This window comes from Arthrobacter sp. zg-Y179 (assembly GCF_020907345.1).
Classification (GTDB): domain Bacteria; phylum Actinomycetota; class Actinomycetes; order Actinomycetales; family Micrococcaceae; genus Arthrobacter_B; species Arthrobacter_B jinronghuae.
In genome coordinates, this window is record NZ_JAJJOB010000005.1 from 679,939 (window position 1) to 694,283 (window position 14,345).

The 14,345-nt window shown below is 65.5% G+C and carries 20 protein-coding genes; 11 read left to right on the top strand and 9 right to left on the bottom strand.

Annotated elements, in window-relative coordinates; all coding sequences use genetic code 11:
• Positions 1 to 37: 37 nt before the first annotated feature.
• The 4 genes from LOC56_RS06440 to LOC56_RS06455 are packed head-to-tail and all read left to right on the top strand — an operon-like array spanning position 38 to position 1,807.
• Positions 38 to 229 carry a DUF2273 domain-containing protein gene (locus LOC56_RS06440; protein ID WP_229951443.1) on the top strand — a complete coding sequence of 64 codons (192 nt, stop codon included), beginning with the start codon at positions 38 to 40 and terminating at the stop codon, positions 227 to 229.
• An 11-nt stretch (positions 230 to 240) separates the two neighbouring features.
• A complete protein-coding gene (locus LOC56_RS06445; RefSeq protein WP_229951536.1) occupies positions 241 to 615 on the top strand; it encodes a hypothetical protein in 375 nt (124 codons plus the stop codon).
• Positions 612 to 1,199, top strand: coding sequence for a DUF6286 domain-containing protein (locus LOC56_RS06450; RefSeq protein WP_229951444.1), 588 nt, complete (start codon positions 612 to 614; stop codon positions 1,197 to 1,199). The genes LOC56_RS06445 and LOC56_RS06450 overlap by 4 nt, the downstream gene beginning before the upstream one ends.
• The gene (locus LOC56_RS06455; protein ID WP_229951445.1) at positions 1,196 to 1,807 is read left to right on the top strand and encodes a hypothetical protein; all 612 of its coding nucleotides are present in this window, start codon (positions 1,196 to 1,198) and stop codon (positions 1,805 to 1,807) included. Before LOC56_RS06450 ends, LOC56_RS06455 begins: the two co-directional genes overlap by 4 nt.
• 6 nt (positions 1,808 to 1,813) lie before the next feature.
• Here LOC56_RS06455 and LOC56_RS06460 read toward each other — a convergent pair whose 3' ends face one another.
• From LOC56_RS06460 to nadE, 3 genes are all read right to left on the bottom strand, one after another.
• Entirely contained in the window at positions 1,814 to 2,668 is an 855-nt protein-coding gene (locus LOC56_RS06460; RefSeq protein WP_229951446.1) for a hypothetical protein, read from the bottom strand.
• Between the two features lie 2 nt (positions 2,669 to 2,670).
• Positions 2,671 to 3,474: an exodeoxyribonuclease III gene (locus LOC56_RS06465; protein ID WP_229951447.1), complete on the bottom strand. Its 804-nt coding sequence runs from the start codon at positions 3,472 to 3,474 to the stop codon at positions 2,671 to 2,673.
• A gap of 114 nt (positions 3,475 to 3,588) precedes the next feature.
• Positions 3,589 to 4,410, bottom strand: a complete 822-nt coding sequence (nadE, locus tag LOC56_RS06470; protein WP_229951448.1) for an ammonia-dependent NAD(+) synthetase — start codon at positions 4,408 to 4,410, stop codon at positions 3,589 to 3,591.
• Positions 4,411 to 4,554: 144 nt separating this feature from the next.
• Here nadE and LOC56_RS06475 point away from each other — a divergent pair, with 144 nt between their 5' ends.
• Genes LOC56_RS06475 through LOC56_RS06485 form a run of 3 tightly spaced genes read left to right on the top strand, consistent with a single transcriptional unit; the run spans position 4,555 to position 6,854 of the window.
• A complete protein-coding gene (locus LOC56_RS06475; protein WP_229951449.1) occupies positions 4,555 to 5,304 on the top strand; it encodes a tetratricopeptide repeat protein in 750 nt (249 codons plus the stop codon).
• Positions 5,305 to 5,317: 13 nt separating this feature from the next.
• Positions 5,318 to 5,887 (top strand): orotate phosphoribosyltransferase, encoded by a 570-nt coding sequence (gene pyrE / locus LOC56_RS06480; protein ID WP_229951450.1) that lies wholly within the window; start codon positions 5,318 to 5,320, stop codon positions 5,885 to 5,887.
• A 28-nt stretch (positions 5,888 to 5,915) separates the two neighbouring features.
• Positions 5,916 to 6,854: an alpha/beta fold hydrolase gene (locus LOC56_RS06485; RefSeq protein WP_229951451.1), complete on the top strand. Its 939-nt coding sequence runs from the start codon at positions 5,916 to 5,918 to the stop codon at positions 6,852 to 6,854.
• Between the two features lie 133 nt (positions 6,855 to 6,987).
• Here LOC56_RS06485 and LOC56_RS06490 read toward each other — a convergent pair whose 3' ends face one another.
• On the bottom strand, positions 6,988 to 7,506 hold the full coding sequence (locus tag LOC56_RS06490; RefSeq protein ID WP_229951452.1) for a DUF3592 domain-containing protein: 519 nt from the start codon (positions 7,504 to 7,506) through the stop codon (positions 6,988 to 6,990).
• 87 nt (positions 7,507 to 7,593) lie between these two features.
• Positions 7,594 to 8,346, bottom strand: a complete 753-nt coding sequence (locus LOC56_RS06495) for an HAD-IIA family hydrolase (RefSeq protein ID WP_229951537.1) — start codon at positions 8,344 to 8,346, stop codon at positions 7,594 to 7,596.
• Positions 8,347 to 8,511: 165 nt separating this feature from the next.
• Between LOC56_RS06495 and LOC56_RS06500 the strand changes: the two genes are divergently transcribed.
• The 4 genes from LOC56_RS06500 to LOC56_RS06515 all read left to right on the top strand — a co-directional run bounded on the left by LOC56_RS06500 (position 8,512) and on the right by LOC56_RS06515 (position 11,535).
• A complete protein-coding gene (locus LOC56_RS06500; RefSeq protein WP_229951538.1) occupies positions 8,512 to 9,180 on the top strand; it encodes a TrmH family RNA methyltransferase in 669 nt (222 codons plus the stop codon).
• 124 nt (positions 9,181 to 9,304) lie between these two features.
• Positions 9,305 to 10,324, top strand: a complete 1,020-nt coding sequence (gene fbaA / locus LOC56_RS06505) for a class II fructose-bisphosphate aldolase (protein ID WP_229951453.1) — start codon at positions 9,305 to 9,307, stop codon at positions 10,322 to 10,324.
• Positions 10,324 to 10,746 (top strand): DUF3151 domain-containing protein, encoded by a 423-nt coding sequence (locus tag LOC56_RS06510; RefSeq protein WP_229951454.1) that lies wholly within the window; start codon positions 10,324 to 10,326, stop codon positions 10,744 to 10,746. The genes fbaA and LOC56_RS06510 overlap by 1 nt, the downstream gene beginning before the upstream one ends.
• 165 nt (positions 10,747 to 10,911) lie before the next feature.
• Positions 10,912 to 11,535, top strand: coding sequence for a GyrI-like domain-containing protein (locus tag LOC56_RS06515; RefSeq protein WP_229951455.1), 624 nt, complete (start codon positions 10,912 to 10,914; stop codon positions 11,533 to 11,535).
• Between the two features lies 1 nt (position 11,536).
• On the opposite strand, the gene LOC56_RS06520 is transcribed toward LOC56_RS06515, so the two are convergent.
• The 4 genes from LOC56_RS06520 to LOC56_RS06535 all read right to left on the bottom strand — a co-directional run bounded on the left by LOC56_RS06520 (position 11,537) and on the right by LOC56_RS06535 (position 14,308).
• The gene (locus LOC56_RS06520) at positions 11,537 to 12,067 is read right to left on the bottom strand and encodes a DUF3592 domain-containing protein (protein ID WP_229951456.1); all 531 of its coding nucleotides are present in this window, start codon (positions 12,065 to 12,067) and stop codon (positions 11,537 to 11,539) included.
• A 94-nt stretch (positions 12,068 to 12,161) separates the two neighbouring features.
• The gene (locus LOC56_RS06525; RefSeq protein ID WP_229951457.1) at positions 12,162 to 12,866 is read right to left on the bottom strand and encodes a class F sortase; all 705 of its coding nucleotides are present in this window, start codon (positions 12,864 to 12,866) and stop codon (positions 12,162 to 12,164) included.
• A 24-nt stretch (positions 12,867 to 12,890) separates the two neighbouring features.
• A complete protein-coding gene (locus LOC56_RS06530) occupies positions 12,891 to 13,352 on the bottom strand; it encodes an excalibur calcium-binding domain-containing protein (protein ID WP_229951458.1) in 462 nt (153 codons plus the stop codon).
• Between the two features lie 362 nt (positions 13,353 to 13,714).
• The gene (locus tag LOC56_RS06535) at positions 13,715 to 14,308 is read right to left on the bottom strand and encodes a hypothetical protein (protein ID WP_229951459.1); all 594 of its coding nucleotides are present in this window, start codon (positions 14,306 to 14,308) and stop codon (positions 13,715 to 13,717) included.
• Positions 14,309 to 14,345 lie beyond the last annotated feature (37 nt).

Genomic DNA, 14,345 nt, shown 5'->3' on the forward strand with positions numbered 1-14,345 from the left:
CACCGGGTTATGTGGAGCAGGTATTAAGGCAGGGGAAATGAAACCAACAGTGGTGGGAATGGCAGTCGGGGCCGTATTGGCTTTCGCCGCACTGATATTCGATTTTTGGGGCTTTCTGCTGACCGCCCTGTTCATTGCAGTCGGAGCGCTGCTGGGCCGCGCTGCAGAAGGCAAGATTGACTTCCGCAGCGTTTCCGATGCGCTGACCGGCCGCCGCTCCTCTTCGTGAGCGCCGCCGGGATGACCGCGCCTCCGGCGATTCAGACCGGGGCGGGGCTGGCCGGGCATAACCGGATCAGTACCCAGGCGCTGACCAGCACCGCCAAGGCGGCCGCGTCCGAATACTTCGGCGTGCCGGCACAGCAGGTGCGCGTGCAGTGGACCGATGACCGGGGGCTGCTGGCGCTCTCGGTATCCCTGCCCATCGCCCTGCCACCGCTGCAGGCCCTTACTCCGGCCATGCTGCAGCACGCCGGCGGGACAGTCTGGGAGCGGGCACACGCTGCCAAGCCGGTCCTGCTCCGACGGGTGGCAGACCTTACCGGGTCCAGTCTTTCCCGCGTCGACATCCGCATCACCGGCGCGCTGCCGGTTGAAGGAAGGCGGGTGCAGTGAAGCAGGCAGATCTGGACGTAACCAACAGAATCCTCCGACGGGAAACCCATTCGGCCCGCACTGCCGCGTCGGCCTTTGCGGCCGTCCTTGGCATCCTCTTTTTCGCGTACGTGCTGCTGGAATCCGTGCTCCAGGCGCTGGGCCAGGAGGCGTGGCTGATCGATCCGCCTACCTTCGGGCGGTGGCTGGCGGACCTTCCCGCAGGGACGGACCCGGTGATCCTCGGGTTGTCCGGCGCGCTGATCTTCCTTGCCGGCCTGCTGTTCTTCCTGCCGGCCGTGCTGCCCGGACGCCGCGCCCGTTATGCGCTGCCCAACCCGCGTGCCGCCGTCGTTGTGGACGGCGAAGTCCTGGCCGCGTCGTTGGCCCGGTGCGCCCGGATGCGCGCTGACGTCACGCCGCAGCAGGTGCTCGTTACGGTGGGAAGGACCCTGGTGGAGGTGCAGATCCGCCCGACGTCGGGCACTCCCGTGGATGCCGAGGCGGTGCGGAGCGCTGTGGAGGACGAGTTGCTGCTGACCAAACTGGATCCGCAGCCGGCGGTCCGTGTACGCGTCGCCGAAGCCGGGGTGATTGGACAGTGAATGCCACACCGCGGGCACTGAACCGTTTCCTGCTTGGCCTTCTTGGCCTCGTACTGATGTGCATCGGCGCCGGGCTGGTGCTCATTTCCGCGTGGCCTGCTGCCGCACGGGCCTGGCATGGGTTCGCAGCCGATGCCGGGCAGGCCATCGACTCAACGCTCTCCGCCACGGCACTGCCCGGGGGCGGCGGCAGCTGGATCTGGGTCGCACTTGCCGTGCTTAGCTTCCTGGGCATCGTGCTGATGGCGGTGTGGATGGCCGGCCAGGGCGGCGGCCGGACGGGAACCCTTGTCTCCGAGTACGACGACGACGGCGCCCCCGGCCGGGTCGCGATCAGCGGAACCGTGGCCGAGCAGGCCCTGCGCGCCGCCCTGCAGGACAACCCCGACGTCGCAGCCTCCGCCGTCAGCACCTACTCCGTGAAGGGGCGCAGCGCCCTGCGCGTGCGGATCACCCCGCGGCAGGGCGCCGCCCCGCACCTGATTGCTGCCGACGCCACCGCCCTGGTGGAAACCCTGGACACCGTCCTCGGACACCAGACACCGGTGCTCCTGAGCCTGGAGGCCGGACGCCGGCTGCGCTTCAACCGGGAGGACCGGGTCCGCTAGGACTGCCTAGGAGGCCCGGGCCAGCTGCCGGATGGGAATCCACCGCGACGCCAGCCGGCGGTACGCGGCGGCAGCGCCGGTCATGTCGCCGTCGGCCAGGGACTCGATCCCCAGCCGCACGTCGGAGGGGGAATCGTCCGGGAAGACGAGGTCCGCCACCGGGCCGTAGTCCAGTTCCAGCACGGCGTCCGGGTCAAAGACCTCCAGCCAGGCGGTCAGCTCGGCCAGTTCGTCCAGCAGGTCCAGTTCCGGTGCGGCCATGGCCAGGGCAGCCGAGGCTGCACGCGCCCGGTCAATGCACTGCAGCACCGGCGCGGAGAGGCGGACGGTCTGGACATGGCCGTCATCCTCCACCACCTCGGTGTGGTCCTCCTCGTGCAGCAGGACAAACCAGCCGAAGGGCACGCCCCAGGTGGCGGAGCGGGTGTGGAGCTTCGCCAGCGAGTCGGCAAAGGAGTCCGGATCCAGCCGCGCGGCGTGGGCCTCGCGGGCTACTTCCGGAACCAGCACGTCCACCAGGGGGCCGCGGATGGACTCGCCCAGGGATTCCGCCGCCAGGGAGGTTCGCACGGCCAGCTGGTTGGGGCAGTACAACCGGTTGGTGACCCCTTCCTGCGCCGGATAATGCAGCACCCGGACCAAGTCCGTGGCGTTGTGCGGGAAGGGGTCCGAGACCACCCGGACCAGCCGGCGGACGGCATCGGTGCGTTCCAGGACCTCGGTTTCGTGGCGTCCGCGGGAGCGCTGTTCCATGATTGCCAGCTGCTGGCTGTCATCAAAGGCGTCCAGCGGCTCGTAGACACGGAGGTAGGAGACAAACGGGAAGGTGCGGTACAGCGACTGCTGCGGATGCCGCGTCACGGCTAGTCCAGTTCCACAATCACGGGTGCGTGGTCCGAAGCGCCCTTGCCCTTGCGTTCTTCCCGGTCGATCACGGCTCCGGTCACGCGCTTGGCCAGGGCCGGGGAGCCCAGGACGAAGTCGATGCGCATGCCCTGGCGCTTGGGGAACCGCAGCTGGGTGTAGTCCCAGTAGGTGTAGACGCCGGGGCCGGGATGGAAGGGCCGGACGACGTCGGTGAACCCGGCGTTCAGGAACTCGTTGAAGGCCTGCCGCTCCGGTTCGGTGATGTGCGTGGCGTTCTGGGCGCGGAACCAGTCGATGTCCCACACGTCGTCATCCTGCGGGGCAATGTTCCAGTCGCCCATCAGGGCCAGTTCCAGGGACGGATCCTTGGTAATCCACTCCGCTGCGTGGTCCTTGAGCGTCTTGAGCCACTGCAGCTTGTAGGGCATGTGCGGATCATCCACGGCCCGGCCGTTGGGGACGTACAGGCTCCACACCCGCACGCCGCCGCAGGTGGCGCCGATGGCGCGGGCCTCGGCCACCGTGGTTTCTTCGGTCTTGCCGAACATCGGCTGGTCTGGGAAGGTGCGTTCGACGTCGTCGAGCCCCACGCGGGACGCGATCGCCACACCGTTCCACTGGCTCAGCCCGAAGTGGGCCACCTCGTAACCGTTCTTTTCGAACAGTTCCCAGGGGAAATTGTCGTCCTTCGCCTTGGTTTCCTGAATGGCAAGGACGTCGACGTCGGAGCGCTGCAGCCAGGCCTCAATACGGTCGGCTCGGGCGCGGATGGAGTTCACGTTCCAGGTAGCTATCTTCACACTGCTACGTTACCGAATCCCGTCCGGCTCCACACTGCGCCCCGCGCCACACGACGTGAGCGGGCGGCAGGGATGGACCGCCCGCTCAGGAGGGCCCGGGTCAGGGAAAGGGAGCTATTTCCACCAGGTGTCGGAAACAGTGACGGGTACGGTGCGCTTGTGCCGGGTCATCACAAAGCGTGCCTCGATCTTTTCGGCGTCTTCGGCGGGGGTGTCCCCGCCTTCCAGGTAGCCGTCAATGGTGTCGTAGCTCAGGCCCAGTTCGGTTTCGTCGGTCTGGCCGGGCTTGTCGTCCAGCAGGTCGGCGGTGGGTGCCTTGCCGATGAGCTTTTCCGGGGCGCCCAGCTCCGCCAGCAGAGCCCGGTTCTGGCGCTTGTCCAGGCCGGAGAGGGGCAGGAGGTCCGCGCCGCCGTCCCCGAACTTCGTGAAGAATCCGGTGACGGATTCGGCGCCGTGGTCGGTGCCGATTACCAGGAGGTTGTGCTGGCCGGCCACTGCATACTGCGCGGTCATGCGTACCCGGGCCTTGATGTTGCCCTTGTTGAAGTCGGTGATCTTCTCGCCGGTCATCTTCACGTATTCGTCTTCGAAGCCGTCCACCGCAGGTCCGACGTTGTAGACCAGGGACTTGGACGGCGCGATGAACTCGAGGGATGCCTGGGCGTCCGCTTCGTCATGCTGGACCTTATACGGCAGTCGGAGGGCAATGAACTGCGCGTCGGTGCCCTCGGCTTTCAGCTCGTCCACGGCGAGCTGGGCGAGCTTGCCCGCAAGCGTGGAATCCACGCCGCCGCTGATGCCCAGAACGTACCCCGAGGTGTGCGAGGCGTGCAGGTAGTCCTTGAGGAAGTCCACCCGGCGGCGGATTTCCGCGGCCGCATCAATGGTGGGCTGAACTCCCAGTTCGGCAATGATTTCCGCTTGTAGTTTCCGCATGGATCACAGCCTATATCCGACGGGCGCGCCGTGCCCGGGAAGGGCAGTCCGAGTAAGGATCGCGCAGCTTCTGACGGGAACTTGTTCCAGGCTGGTTGGCATGGTTCCCTGATGACGGTTGATGCGGACGTACCTGGGGGACGAATGAATAACGTAGTTTTCTGGAATCCGCCGGAGGCGGTCCTCGCCAGCATGAGGGAGGATGCCAGGGCCGGGGATGTCGACGCGATGTACGTCCTCGGGGTCCTCCTGACCCGCGACCCGCCGGACCTGGAGGGTGCCCGCTTCTGGTTGACCCAGGCCGCGAAGGCAGGGGATCCCGAGGCGATGACCAGCCTTGCCGCCCTGCTGACGGACAGGGTGGATCCCCCGAGCCTGGCCGGCGCGCGCTTTTGGTTAACGGAAGCTGCCAACGCCGGCAACGCCGAGGCGCAGTTCAGCCTCGGCTACTTACTGGCCTCCAGGCTGGATCCACCGGAGCTGGGCGACGCCCGTTTTTGGTACACCCGTGCCGCGCAGGTCGGCGACCCCCACTCGCAGTTCAACCTCGCCCACCTGCTGTTGAACCAGCTGGATCCGCCGGACGTAGACGCAGCCCGTACCTGGTACACCAAGGCCGCAAACCTTAGACACATCAACGCGATGACCAGCCTCGGAAGCCTGCTTCTGAATCGATTGGATCCGCCGGACGTGGCTGCAGCCCGGTCCTGGTTCACACGGGCTGCCGACGCGGGGGACGCGGAGGCCATGGTGCGCCTCGGAGTCCTGTTGTCGGATCGGTTGGATCCGCCGGACGTGGCTGCAGCCCGGTCCTGGTTCACACGGGCCGCCGACGCAGGCCATCCGCGTGCGGCCCGCAACCTGCGGGTCCTGCGCTGGAAGCACCGGGGGTAGCTAGGATTGAGCCATGACTTCGCCCGCGATTGCCCCGTCCCGCGCCCGGCTGCTCGAACTGATCATGGAGTTGGCCGTGGTGCGCGGCAAAGTGGTGCTGTCCTCCGGCGCCGAGGCGGACTACTACATTGACCTGCGCCGCGTCACGCTGCAGCACGAAGCCTCGGTGCTGGTCGGCGACGTGATGCTGGAACTGCTGGACAGTGCAGGCATTGAGTTCACCAATGCGGGCGGACTGACCATGGGAGCTGATCCGGTGGGCACCGCCGTTATGCACGCGGCCACCCGCGCCGGCCGGGGTGTGGACGCCTTTGTTGTCCGCAAGGCACAGAAGTCCTACGGGATGGGCCGCCAGGTGGAAGGCCCCGACGTCGCCGGCCGCAACGTAGTGGTCCTGGAGGACACCTCCACTACCGGCGGGTCGGCGCTGGCCGCCGTCGAGGGTGTGCGCAACGCCGGAGGCAACGTGGTTGCCGTGGCCGTGATCGTGGACCGGGACACCGGAGCCAAGGAGCGCATCGAGGCCGAGGCCGGCGTTCCCTATCTGTTTGCGTTCGGCAAGGATGAACTCGGCCTCGGATAGCGGCAGCAACCGCCGCGGCACCGGTTCGATGGAACCGGAACCTCCCGCTCCGGGGGATCTCCTTCGGACCACGGCAGACCTGCACCGGGTATCCAGGCGCCGCTTCCTGGCCGGTTCGCTTGCGGGGATCGTGCTCACCACCGATCTCGTTGTCACCGACCGCGTCCAGCACTACCGGGAAGAGCTGGAAATCCTGCGGGTGCCCGACGAGGACGCCGAACGGCGGTTCCCCCATGCCATGTGGTTCCTGTTCCCCGGCTACAAAACCAGTTGGGAGGAAACCGGCTGGCTCCTGCGCTCCCTGCGCCCGGCTTTGGCCACGCGGGGACAGCTGGCCGGGATCGGGTATTCCAATCTAGGTCTGAAAGTCCCGGCAATCCTCGAGGCGGTGCAGGCAGCCATCCGGGAATACTCGCTGACGCGCGTCTACTTTTACGGGCACAGCTTCGGCGGGATGCTGGCGGTGCAGGTGGCCGCCGGCCTGGCCGACCGCGGGATCGCCGTCGACCTGATTGTCCTGGACTCCAGCCCCTCCGGCCGGACTGCAGTCCGCGACCGGACCATGTTCAAGGGAGCGGTGTTTCTGCACGACAACGGCTACCGGATCACCACCGGGCTGCGCGGGGGCTACGAACTGGGGGAGCGCGTACTGCACCGGAACGAACGGTCCTGGCGGACGGTTGCGGAACAAACCCTGGAACAGCTTTCGCCGTTGGCCCCGTCCAGCCGGCTCATCCAGTCCCAGGCGTCCTACATCTACCACTTCACGGCTCCCCGGTTTTCGGCATCACTGGGCGGGACGAAGCTGGCGTTCATCGGAAACCCGGAGGACAAAACGGTGGACTATGCCGTGGCCCGGGCCGGCTGGGAGGCTGCGTTCCCGGAGAACCTGCTGACCAGCTCGCTGGTCACCCGAAGGAGCCCTCCCGGCCCACGCGAGCCCGCAGTGGAACCCCGCGGTTTATGAGGACATAGTGCTGGAGGTTCTGCGGCTCTTCGACCCGCCCGAGCCCGCGGAAGGTCCGGATCCGCTGGAATAACCGGCGCCGGGCCCGGTCACCGGCCTGAAACCTCTGGAGTGACAGGGCCCCGGACTATGTCTAAGCTTTCCCACCGGCCGTCCCGGTTGCCAGGGATTTTTTGCGAATATGGACCATCACAACCGTGATCCCGTAGGTAATAACGCCGCCAACCGCTCCGGGGACCAACCCCACCAATGGGGCCAAGTAGGAACTCTCCTCACCCTCCACCACTGCTTTGCCGGGATTGGAGGGATCATAAAATACGGTGAATTCCTCTCCGTGGAGACTCTCGGCAAAAGTCTCTTCGGCGCCGTCCCTTTTGGTGTTGTAATTCGATTTTGGGCCGACCTTGGAGTGTTTCATTCCAAGGTGATCGACATAGGTCAGCGTCGGGAAAGCGCACCGTGAATACCTCCGGCCGCATTTTCCGAAGTCAACCTCAGTGACCGTGCCGGCCGTCGCAGTGCCGTTCGCCACTAGCCGATGATCCGAATATGCGGTGTAGAAACCCACGCCAACTCCTGCAACGCCGAGGAGAAGCAGCGCGACCCCCAAGATCAATGCAGGAATCAGGGCGGACACTTGCTTCCACTTCATGCTGCAGTTCCCCCCATGAACATGTACAGATTCCGAATATAGGCCATCCGGACTTCGTTGGACCGTGCTTCCCGAGACCGTGCTTCCCTAGATGGTGTTGATCAGGTCCGCCACCGAGTTCATGATCTGCGTGGGCCGGAACGGATACCGGTTGATGTCCTCGCGCTGTGTGATGCCGCTGAGCACCAGCACAGTGTGCAGTCCCGCCTCGATGCCTGCCACGATGTCGGTGTCCATCCGGTCGCCGATCATGGCCGTGGTTTCGGAGTGGGCGTCGATCTTGCGCATCGCGGACCGGAACATCATCGGGTTCGGCTTGCCGACAATGTAGGGCTCCATCTTGGTTGCCGCCGTGATCAGTGCGGCAATGGCGCCCGTCGCAGGGAGCGGTCCCTCCTGCGAAGGGCCCGTGACGTCCGGGTTGGTGGCGATGAAACGCGCGCCGTCCAGGATGAGCCGGATCGCCTTGGTGATGGTGCCAAAGGAATAGGTTCGGGTCTCGCCCAGCACCACGTAGTCCGGAGCGGTGTCGGTGAGGATCATGCCTGCCTCGTGCAGCGCCGTCGTCAGTCCGGCCTCGCCTACCACGAAGCAGCGTCCCGGAGTGCCGGAGTTCTTCACCTGGTCCTTGAGGAACTCGGCCGTGGCCAGCGCGGACGTCCAGAGGTTTTCTTCCGGGACTTCCAGTCCCGAGGCACGCAGGCGTGCGGCGAGGTCCCGCGGGGTGTAGATGGAGTTGTTGGTCAGTACCAGGAACCGCTTGGATGTGGCAACCCAGCGGTCGATCAGCTCAGCGGCACCCGGAATCGGGTGGTTTTCGTGAACCAGGACCCCGTCCATGTCCGTCAGCCAGCATTCAATGTTCTCGTTTTCGCCCACGGTCTCCCATTTCTCGCATACTGCATTTACTGCCTCGACTCACAAGCGCGCCGCACGGCCTTGGAACCTGTCCCGGAGGCGCCGGAAGCGGGCGTTGCCAGTCTTTCACCTTAGGCTGGAAGGGTGATAGACAGCCCCGAAGAAGTCAGCAATGACACCGTAGATGAAGCCGCCGCACCGTTGCACCAGGTGGGTGTGGGCCCCTGGGAAGGGCCGTTGCCGGAAGGGGATCACTGGGACCCTGAACTGCTTGCCAACGGGGACGCCCGCAACGTGGTGGACGAATACCGTTACTGGAAGCATGACGCGATTGTGGCGGACCTGGACACCCGGCGGCATCCGTTCCACGTCGCCATCGAGAACTGGCAGCACGACTTCAACATCGGCACCGTGGTGCGCACCGCCAACGCCTTCATGGCGAAGGAAGTGCACATCATCGGACGACGCCGGTGGAACCGCCGCGGCGCCATGGTCACCGACCGCTACCAGCACATCCGCAACCACCCCACCGTCGAGGACTTTGTGCAATGGGCCCGCAGCGAAGGGCTGCACATCATCGGGATCGACAACTTTCCGGACTCCGTGCCGCTGGAAACCTATGAACTCCCGGAGAACTGCGTGCTGGTCTTCGGACAGGAGGGCCCCGGCCTAAGCCCGGAAGTCCACGCCGCAGCGGACGCCACCCTGTCCATTGCCCAGTTCGGCTCCACCCGTTCCATCAACGCAGGTTCCGCTGCGGCCATCGCCATGCACGGCTGGATCCGCCGGTACGTATTCGGCCAGAAGGTGAACTAAGCTTCCGTGCCGAAAACCGCCGTCGTAATCGGCGGCGGTACCTGATGTCTCAGGGACACTTGTGGCTAGGATGTAAGGAGCCAACGAGGGCTGAAGGCCCTGCCGTATCGACCTTGGAGTCAGCATGCCTATTGCAACCCCGGAGATTTATGCCGAGATGATCGACCGAGCCAAGGCAGGGGGCTTCGCATATCCGGCAGTCAACGTCACCTCCTCGCAGACGCTCAACGCTGCGCTCGCAGGTTTCGCCGAAGCAGGTTCGGACGGCATTGTGCAGGTGTCCACCGGCGGTGCGGCCTACTGGTCCGGCTCCTCCGTGAAGAACATGGTCGCCGGTTCCCTCGCGTTTGCGGCTTACGCCAAGGAAGTGGCCAAGAGCTACAACGTGAACATTGCGCTGCACACCGACCACTGCCCCAAGGACAAGTTGGACGACTTTGTCCTGCCGCTGCTGGCCGCCTCCGAAGCCGCCGTCAAGCGCGGCGAGGACCCGATCTTCAACTCGCACATGTGGGACGGCTCGGCCGAGACCCTCGAAGATAACCTGCGCATCGCGCAGGAACTGCTGGCCCGCACGGCGGCCGCCAAGATCATCCTCGAGGTCGAGATCGGCACCGTCGGCGGTGAAGAGGACGGCGTGGAAAACGCCATCAATGACAAGCTCTACACCACGGTCCAGGACGGCATGGCCACCATCGAAGCCCTCGGCGACGGCAGCAAGGGCCGCTACATCACCGCCCTGACCTTCGGCAACGTGCACGGCGTGTACAAGCCCGGCGGCGTGAAGCTGCGCCCGGAAATCCTTAAGGAAATCCAGGACGCGGTGGGCGGTTCCATCGGCAAGGACCGGCCGTTCGACCTGGTCTTCCACGGCGGCTCGGGTTCCTCCGCCCAGGAGATCGCCGACGCCGTCTCCTACGGCGTCGTGAAGATGAACATCGACACCGACACCCAGTACGCCTACACGCGTCCGGTGGCGGACCACATGCTGCGCAATTACGACGGCGTGCTGAAGGTGGACGGCGAAGTGGGTAACAAGAAGCAGTACGATCCGCGCGTCTGGGGTGCAGCCGCTGAAAAGGGCATGGCCGCCCGCGTGGTGGAAGCAGCACAGAACCTTGGATCGGCAGGTAAGGCACTCTAATGTCAGACGAATTCCGCAAGAACCTCCTCGGCCCCGACGCCACTTACCTGCCGGAGGAGACCGACGTCGTCGCCCGCCTGGAGGCAGGCGACGAACCGGTGGATCTCGCAGCGAAGTTCCCCACCTCCTCGCAGGTGTGGGCCGCGCTCGCGGACGAGGCGTTCGAAGAGGGCCGCAACGTCGAGTCCTACGCGTACGCCCGGGTGGGTTACCACCGCGGACTGGATTCCCTGCGCCGTGCCGGCTGGCGCGGCATCGGCCCCATCCCGTGGTCGCACGTGCCCAACCGCGGTTTCCTGCGCTCGCTGTACGCGCTCGGCCGCGCGGCTGCGGCCATCGGCGAGACCGAGGAAGTGGACCGGATCCGCAAGTTCCTCGACGATTCCGATCCGCAGGCCAAGGCGGCCATCGAAGGGCTGTAGGCTCCTCGGCTTCATCACAACGACGGCGGTCCCCGGCTTTGCGGGGGCCGCCGTTTTGCTGCCGGTTGCTTTTTGGTTATGCCGGGTTGCCCTTCACCGGCCGGGCCTCCCGGTATGCGGGCACATCCGCCTACGCTGGAAAGCCGCTCGAAAGGTGGACAACGCATGGAAAAGTTCGACCTGAAACGGTCCTATCCGGAACTGTATGCGCCCCGCGGCGGCGACTTCACGCTGGTGGATGTGCCGATCATGCACTACCTAGCCGTGGACGGGCACGGTGACCCCAACACTTCCCCCGAATACACCCGGGCGCTCGAGTGCCTGTATCCGGTGGCGTATTCGCTGAAGTTCGCCTCCAAGGATGAATTGGAGGCGGACTTCACGGTCGGCCCGCTGGAAGGTCTGTGGCGCGCGGAGGATCCGGAGGCCTTTGTCCGCCGCGACAAAAGCGCCTGGGAATGGACCATGCTGATTGCCCAGCCGGAGTGGATCACCCCGGAAATGGTGGACGCAGCTGTTGCCTCCGTGGAGGCTAAAAAGAAACTTCCCGGCCTGGAACAGGTGCGGCTGCAGACACTCACGGAGGGTCTTGCGGCTCAGATCCTCTTCGTCGGGCCCTACGACGCCGAGGGCCCGGTCTTGTCCCGGCTGCACGACTCCTGGATGCCCGAACGTCACCTGACCTTCAACGGCGACCACCACGAGGTGTACCTCAGCGACCCCCGGCGGGCGGCTCCGGAGAAGCTGCGGACGGTGCTGCGTCAGCCGGTCCGCAGCACCGAAACCTAATCTAGAGCGGTTTTCCCGCCGGCTTCCGTCGCCTCCTAATATACGAGCGCGTACCTACCACCAAGGTGAAGGCACCCCCGGCCAAAAACAGGACTGCCGCCACGGTCATCCAGTCGTACTCGTCACGCCATTCTTCGACAACAGCTTCGGAAGGGTCAGCCGGGTTGTAGAACAGCGTTACCTCTTGGTCCTCAAGCCCCTCGGCGGATGTATTCCGCACCGTATGGGTGATTTTGACTTCGTTCCCATCGGAGGGTGAATAAATGATCGAAGCGACTGTCTCGGTGGACCCGTACCGTGCTGTTCCGTGGCGTTCCTCGTAAGTGTGGATAACAACGCCCTGAGCCTGCACGCCCTCTGCAAGAAGGCGCTTGTCATCCCTGACGTCAGTGATGTCCGATTGGAGGCAAATGCCACCCAGCACCAGGCAGATCAGCGCGGCCAAAAAAGTCGATGCCTCATGCCGGGCACTTTTCCCCTTATTCTTTGGCCTTGTTTGGGTGCCGCCGGAACGAATAGTTGGTTTACCCATTGTTTCCCCCTGAAACTCTGCGCCACCGTGCCGGTTCGGAGAACGGAGCCGCTGTTACTCCAAGACCCTAGTGCAGCAGGACGGCAGTGCAGCTTCAGGGAACCATCGCGGCGTACACCACGTAGTTGTCATCAAAGCGCCCGGTTTTCGGGTCGTAGCCGTCACAGGTAATCAGGCGCAGCTCCGGTCCGGCAGTGTTGCCGTACACCTGCGACGTGGGGAAGTTGTCCTTGGGGTACTGCTCGCCGCGCAGCACCGCAAAAACTGCTGTACTCCCGTCCTCCCGGACCACCTCGATCCGGTCACCGGGGGAGAGCCGGCGGAGGTCGGCGAAAATCCCGGGCCCTCCTCCCTCGGCATTCACATGCCCCAGTAGCACGGCCGGACCCGTTTCGCCCGGAGTCGGGGAGTGCTCGTACCACCCGGCAGGCGAACCCGGTTTGCCCGGAGGGACCTGGAGCGCGCCGTCGTCGTCCAAGCCCAGCCGGATAATTCTCGACGCCGCCCCGATAGAGGGAATGCGCAACGCCGCCGGTGCGGATTCCGGCATTCCCGCGGGCTGGGCGTTCGGTGCCGAGGGCGACGCGGCAGGTAGCGACGGCGACGGCGGTGCGGGTACCGGTACGGCCGTTTCCGGGGCGGTTGCTGCAGAGGCGGTTGGTGCCGGTGCAAGGGCTGTTGTTGCTGAGGTGCCGAGAACGCTTACGGGTCCGGCGCTGCTGACCCCCGTGAGGAGGAGAAGCGCGGCCGCCGCAGCCGCACCAAGGCTTCTGCGGCGGCCGCCCTGAGTGTTCCCCATGTTTATCTGCTTGCCTGTTTCCGTTTATTCCTGGCCGGCGAGACGCCGCCGCACCATGAAGGTGCCGCCTGCCGCCGCCGCGAGCACCAATCCGCCGCCAAGGGCCAGGACTCCGGCGCTGGACTCCTCCGGCTCCTGCGTGATGCCCGTGTTGGCGCCGCCCGCCGGCACCCGGCCTACCTGGGGCGGCATCGTTTCCACGGGAGTCGGGGTCCATTGGCCGTTGCTGTCCATATGTCCCTGCGGCTGGGGCATGGGCCGGGAGGAATCCTCGCAGCCGATGCCGTCCATGTCGTTGTCCAGCCAGGCGCCGTAGCCGGGATCGGTGGAAGGAATGTTGTACGCTCCGGCGGCTGCTGCCGCCGGACAGTTGGGATACGGGGCCGTAGAGGTGCGAGCTGGTTCGGCGGCCAGCACCGGTGTTGCCGAAAGGAGCCCGAGTCCGGTGATGGCCGTCAGAGCGAGGCCGGCTGTCGTCTTTTTCATGTGATTCCCTGCTTCCTGAGTAAAGAAGGGCATCCAGGTGTTGGATGACTCTGAAAGCGTAGGGATCCGGGTAATCGGCGCGCTTCCCCCGAGTGTGAAATTGGGTCCGGCGAACCCGAAATAGTTCGCTGGGGCAAAGGTTGCCCCCATGCAACAGCTTCGGAAGGAGAACCCCTACCGGCCCGGGCGCGCGGTCGCCGATGGGTTGGGAAACCCTCCGGTTTGTCTCAATCCCTGCAGTTTGGAACAGTTCCTGCGCTGCGCGGCGCAGGGATCCGGACAAACTGCAGGGATCCGGACAAAGCGCAGGCGATCGGGACAAACGGCAGGGATCCGGGCGGGGAGAGGCCCGACCCTCCTGCTCAGGGCAGGATGGTGGTGGTGACGGCGACAATCCGCGGGGCAGCCGGAACGGAACTGAAGCCGAAGTTTACGGGCGGTTCGACTGGACGCAGCCCGCCCAGATCGGCGCCGTCCCACGCGGCGGTAGCGGACACCAGCGAACGGATGGACCGGACGCCGTAGAACTCCCGCCGCCCGCCGCCCGCCGATCCTGCGGTCAGCACGCCCGGAGCCAGCAGCTTGGCGACGGGATTGATCAGCCGCAGCCACCACGGAGCCACGGCCAGCGGACCCGGCACGTGCTCCAATACCCGGCCCAGGAAGGTCACCGGCCCCAGCACGACCTCCAGCCGCAGAGGTCCTGCGGCCACCCGGAGCGCCTCCCGGGAAAGGACTGCGTCCACGGGTGCCACCACGGTCCGGTCGAAATTGTAGGTTTCGCCGATATACCGGGCCGCCGCCTCGGACGGGGCCAGCAGCGTCCGCACGCCGGCGTCGTCCTCGGCCATCACATCGGTGAAAGCGCCCAGCGGGGAATCGAGCCAGTGCCCAACCACCAGCCTTGTGCCGGAGGCAGTGCCCAGCCCTGCAATGTAGCCGCGTAATCGGTCCATTTGGCTACGCTACCTGCGAAGCACCGCAGATAGATGC

What these genes read in the sequence shown, in the direction of transcription:
- LOC56_RS06440 (WP_229951443.1), top strand. Translation starts at nt 38, where the DNA reads ATGAAACCAACAGTGGTGGGAATGGCAGTCGGGGCCGTATTGGCTTTC.
- LOC56_RS06445 (WP_229951536.1), top strand. Translation starts at nt 241, where the DNA reads ATGACCGCGCCTCCGGCGATTCAGACCGGGGCGGGGCTGGCCGGGCAT.
- nadE (WP_229951448.1), bottom strand. Translation starts at nt 4,410, where the DNA reads ATGCGGAAACTACAAGCGGAAATCATTGCCGAACTGGGAGTTCAGCCC.
- LOC56_RS06475 (WP_229951449.1), top strand. Translation starts at nt 4,555, where the DNA reads ATGAATAACGTAGTTTTCTGGAATCCGCCGGAGGCGGTCCTCGCCAGC.
- pyrE (WP_229951450.1), top strand. Translation starts at nt 5,318, where the DNA reads ATGACTTCGCCCGCGATTGCCCCGTCCCGCGCCCGGCTGCTCGAACTG.
- LOC56_RS06485 (WP_229951451.1), top strand. Translation starts at nt 5,916, where the DNA reads ATGGAACCGGAACCTCCCGCTCCGGGGGATCTCCTTCGGACCACGGCA.
- LOC56_RS06490 (WP_229951452.1), bottom strand. Translation starts at nt 7,506, where the DNA reads ATGAAGTGGAAGCAAGTGTCCGCCCTGATTCCTGCATTGATCTTGGGG.
- LOC56_RS06495 (WP_229951537.1), bottom strand. Translation starts at nt 8,346, where the DNA reads ATGGACGGGGTCCTGGTTCACGAAAACCACCCGATTCCGGGTGCCGCT.
- fbaA (WP_229951453.1), top strand. Translation starts at nt 9,305, where the DNA reads ATGCCTATTGCAACCCCGGAGATTTATGCCGAGATGATCGACCGAGCC.
- LOC56_RS06510 (WP_229951454.1), top strand. Translation starts at nt 10,324, where the DNA reads ATGTCAGACGAATTCCGCAAGAACCTCCTCGGCCCCGACGCCACTTAC.
- LOC56_RS06515 (WP_229951455.1), top strand. Translation starts at nt 10,912, where the DNA reads ATGGAAAAGTTCGACCTGAAACGGTCCTATCCGGAACTGTATGCGCCC.
- LOC56_RS06520 (WP_229951456.1), bottom strand. Translation starts at nt 12,067, where the DNA reads ATGGGTAAACCAACTATTCGTTCCGGCGGCACCCAAACAAGGCCAAAG.
- LOC56_RS06525 (WP_229951457.1), bottom strand. Translation starts at nt 12,866, where the DNA reads ATGGGGAACACTCAGGGCGGCCGCCGCAGAAGCCTTGGTGCGGCTGCG.
- LOC56_RS06530 (WP_229951458.1), bottom strand. Translation starts at nt 13,352, where the DNA reads ATGAAAAAGACGACAGCCGGCCTCGCTCTGACGGCCATCACCGGACTC.
- LOC56_RS06535 (WP_229951459.1), bottom strand. Translation starts at nt 14,308, where the DNA reads ATGGACCGATTACGCGGCTACATTGCAGGGCTGGGCACTGCCTCCGGC.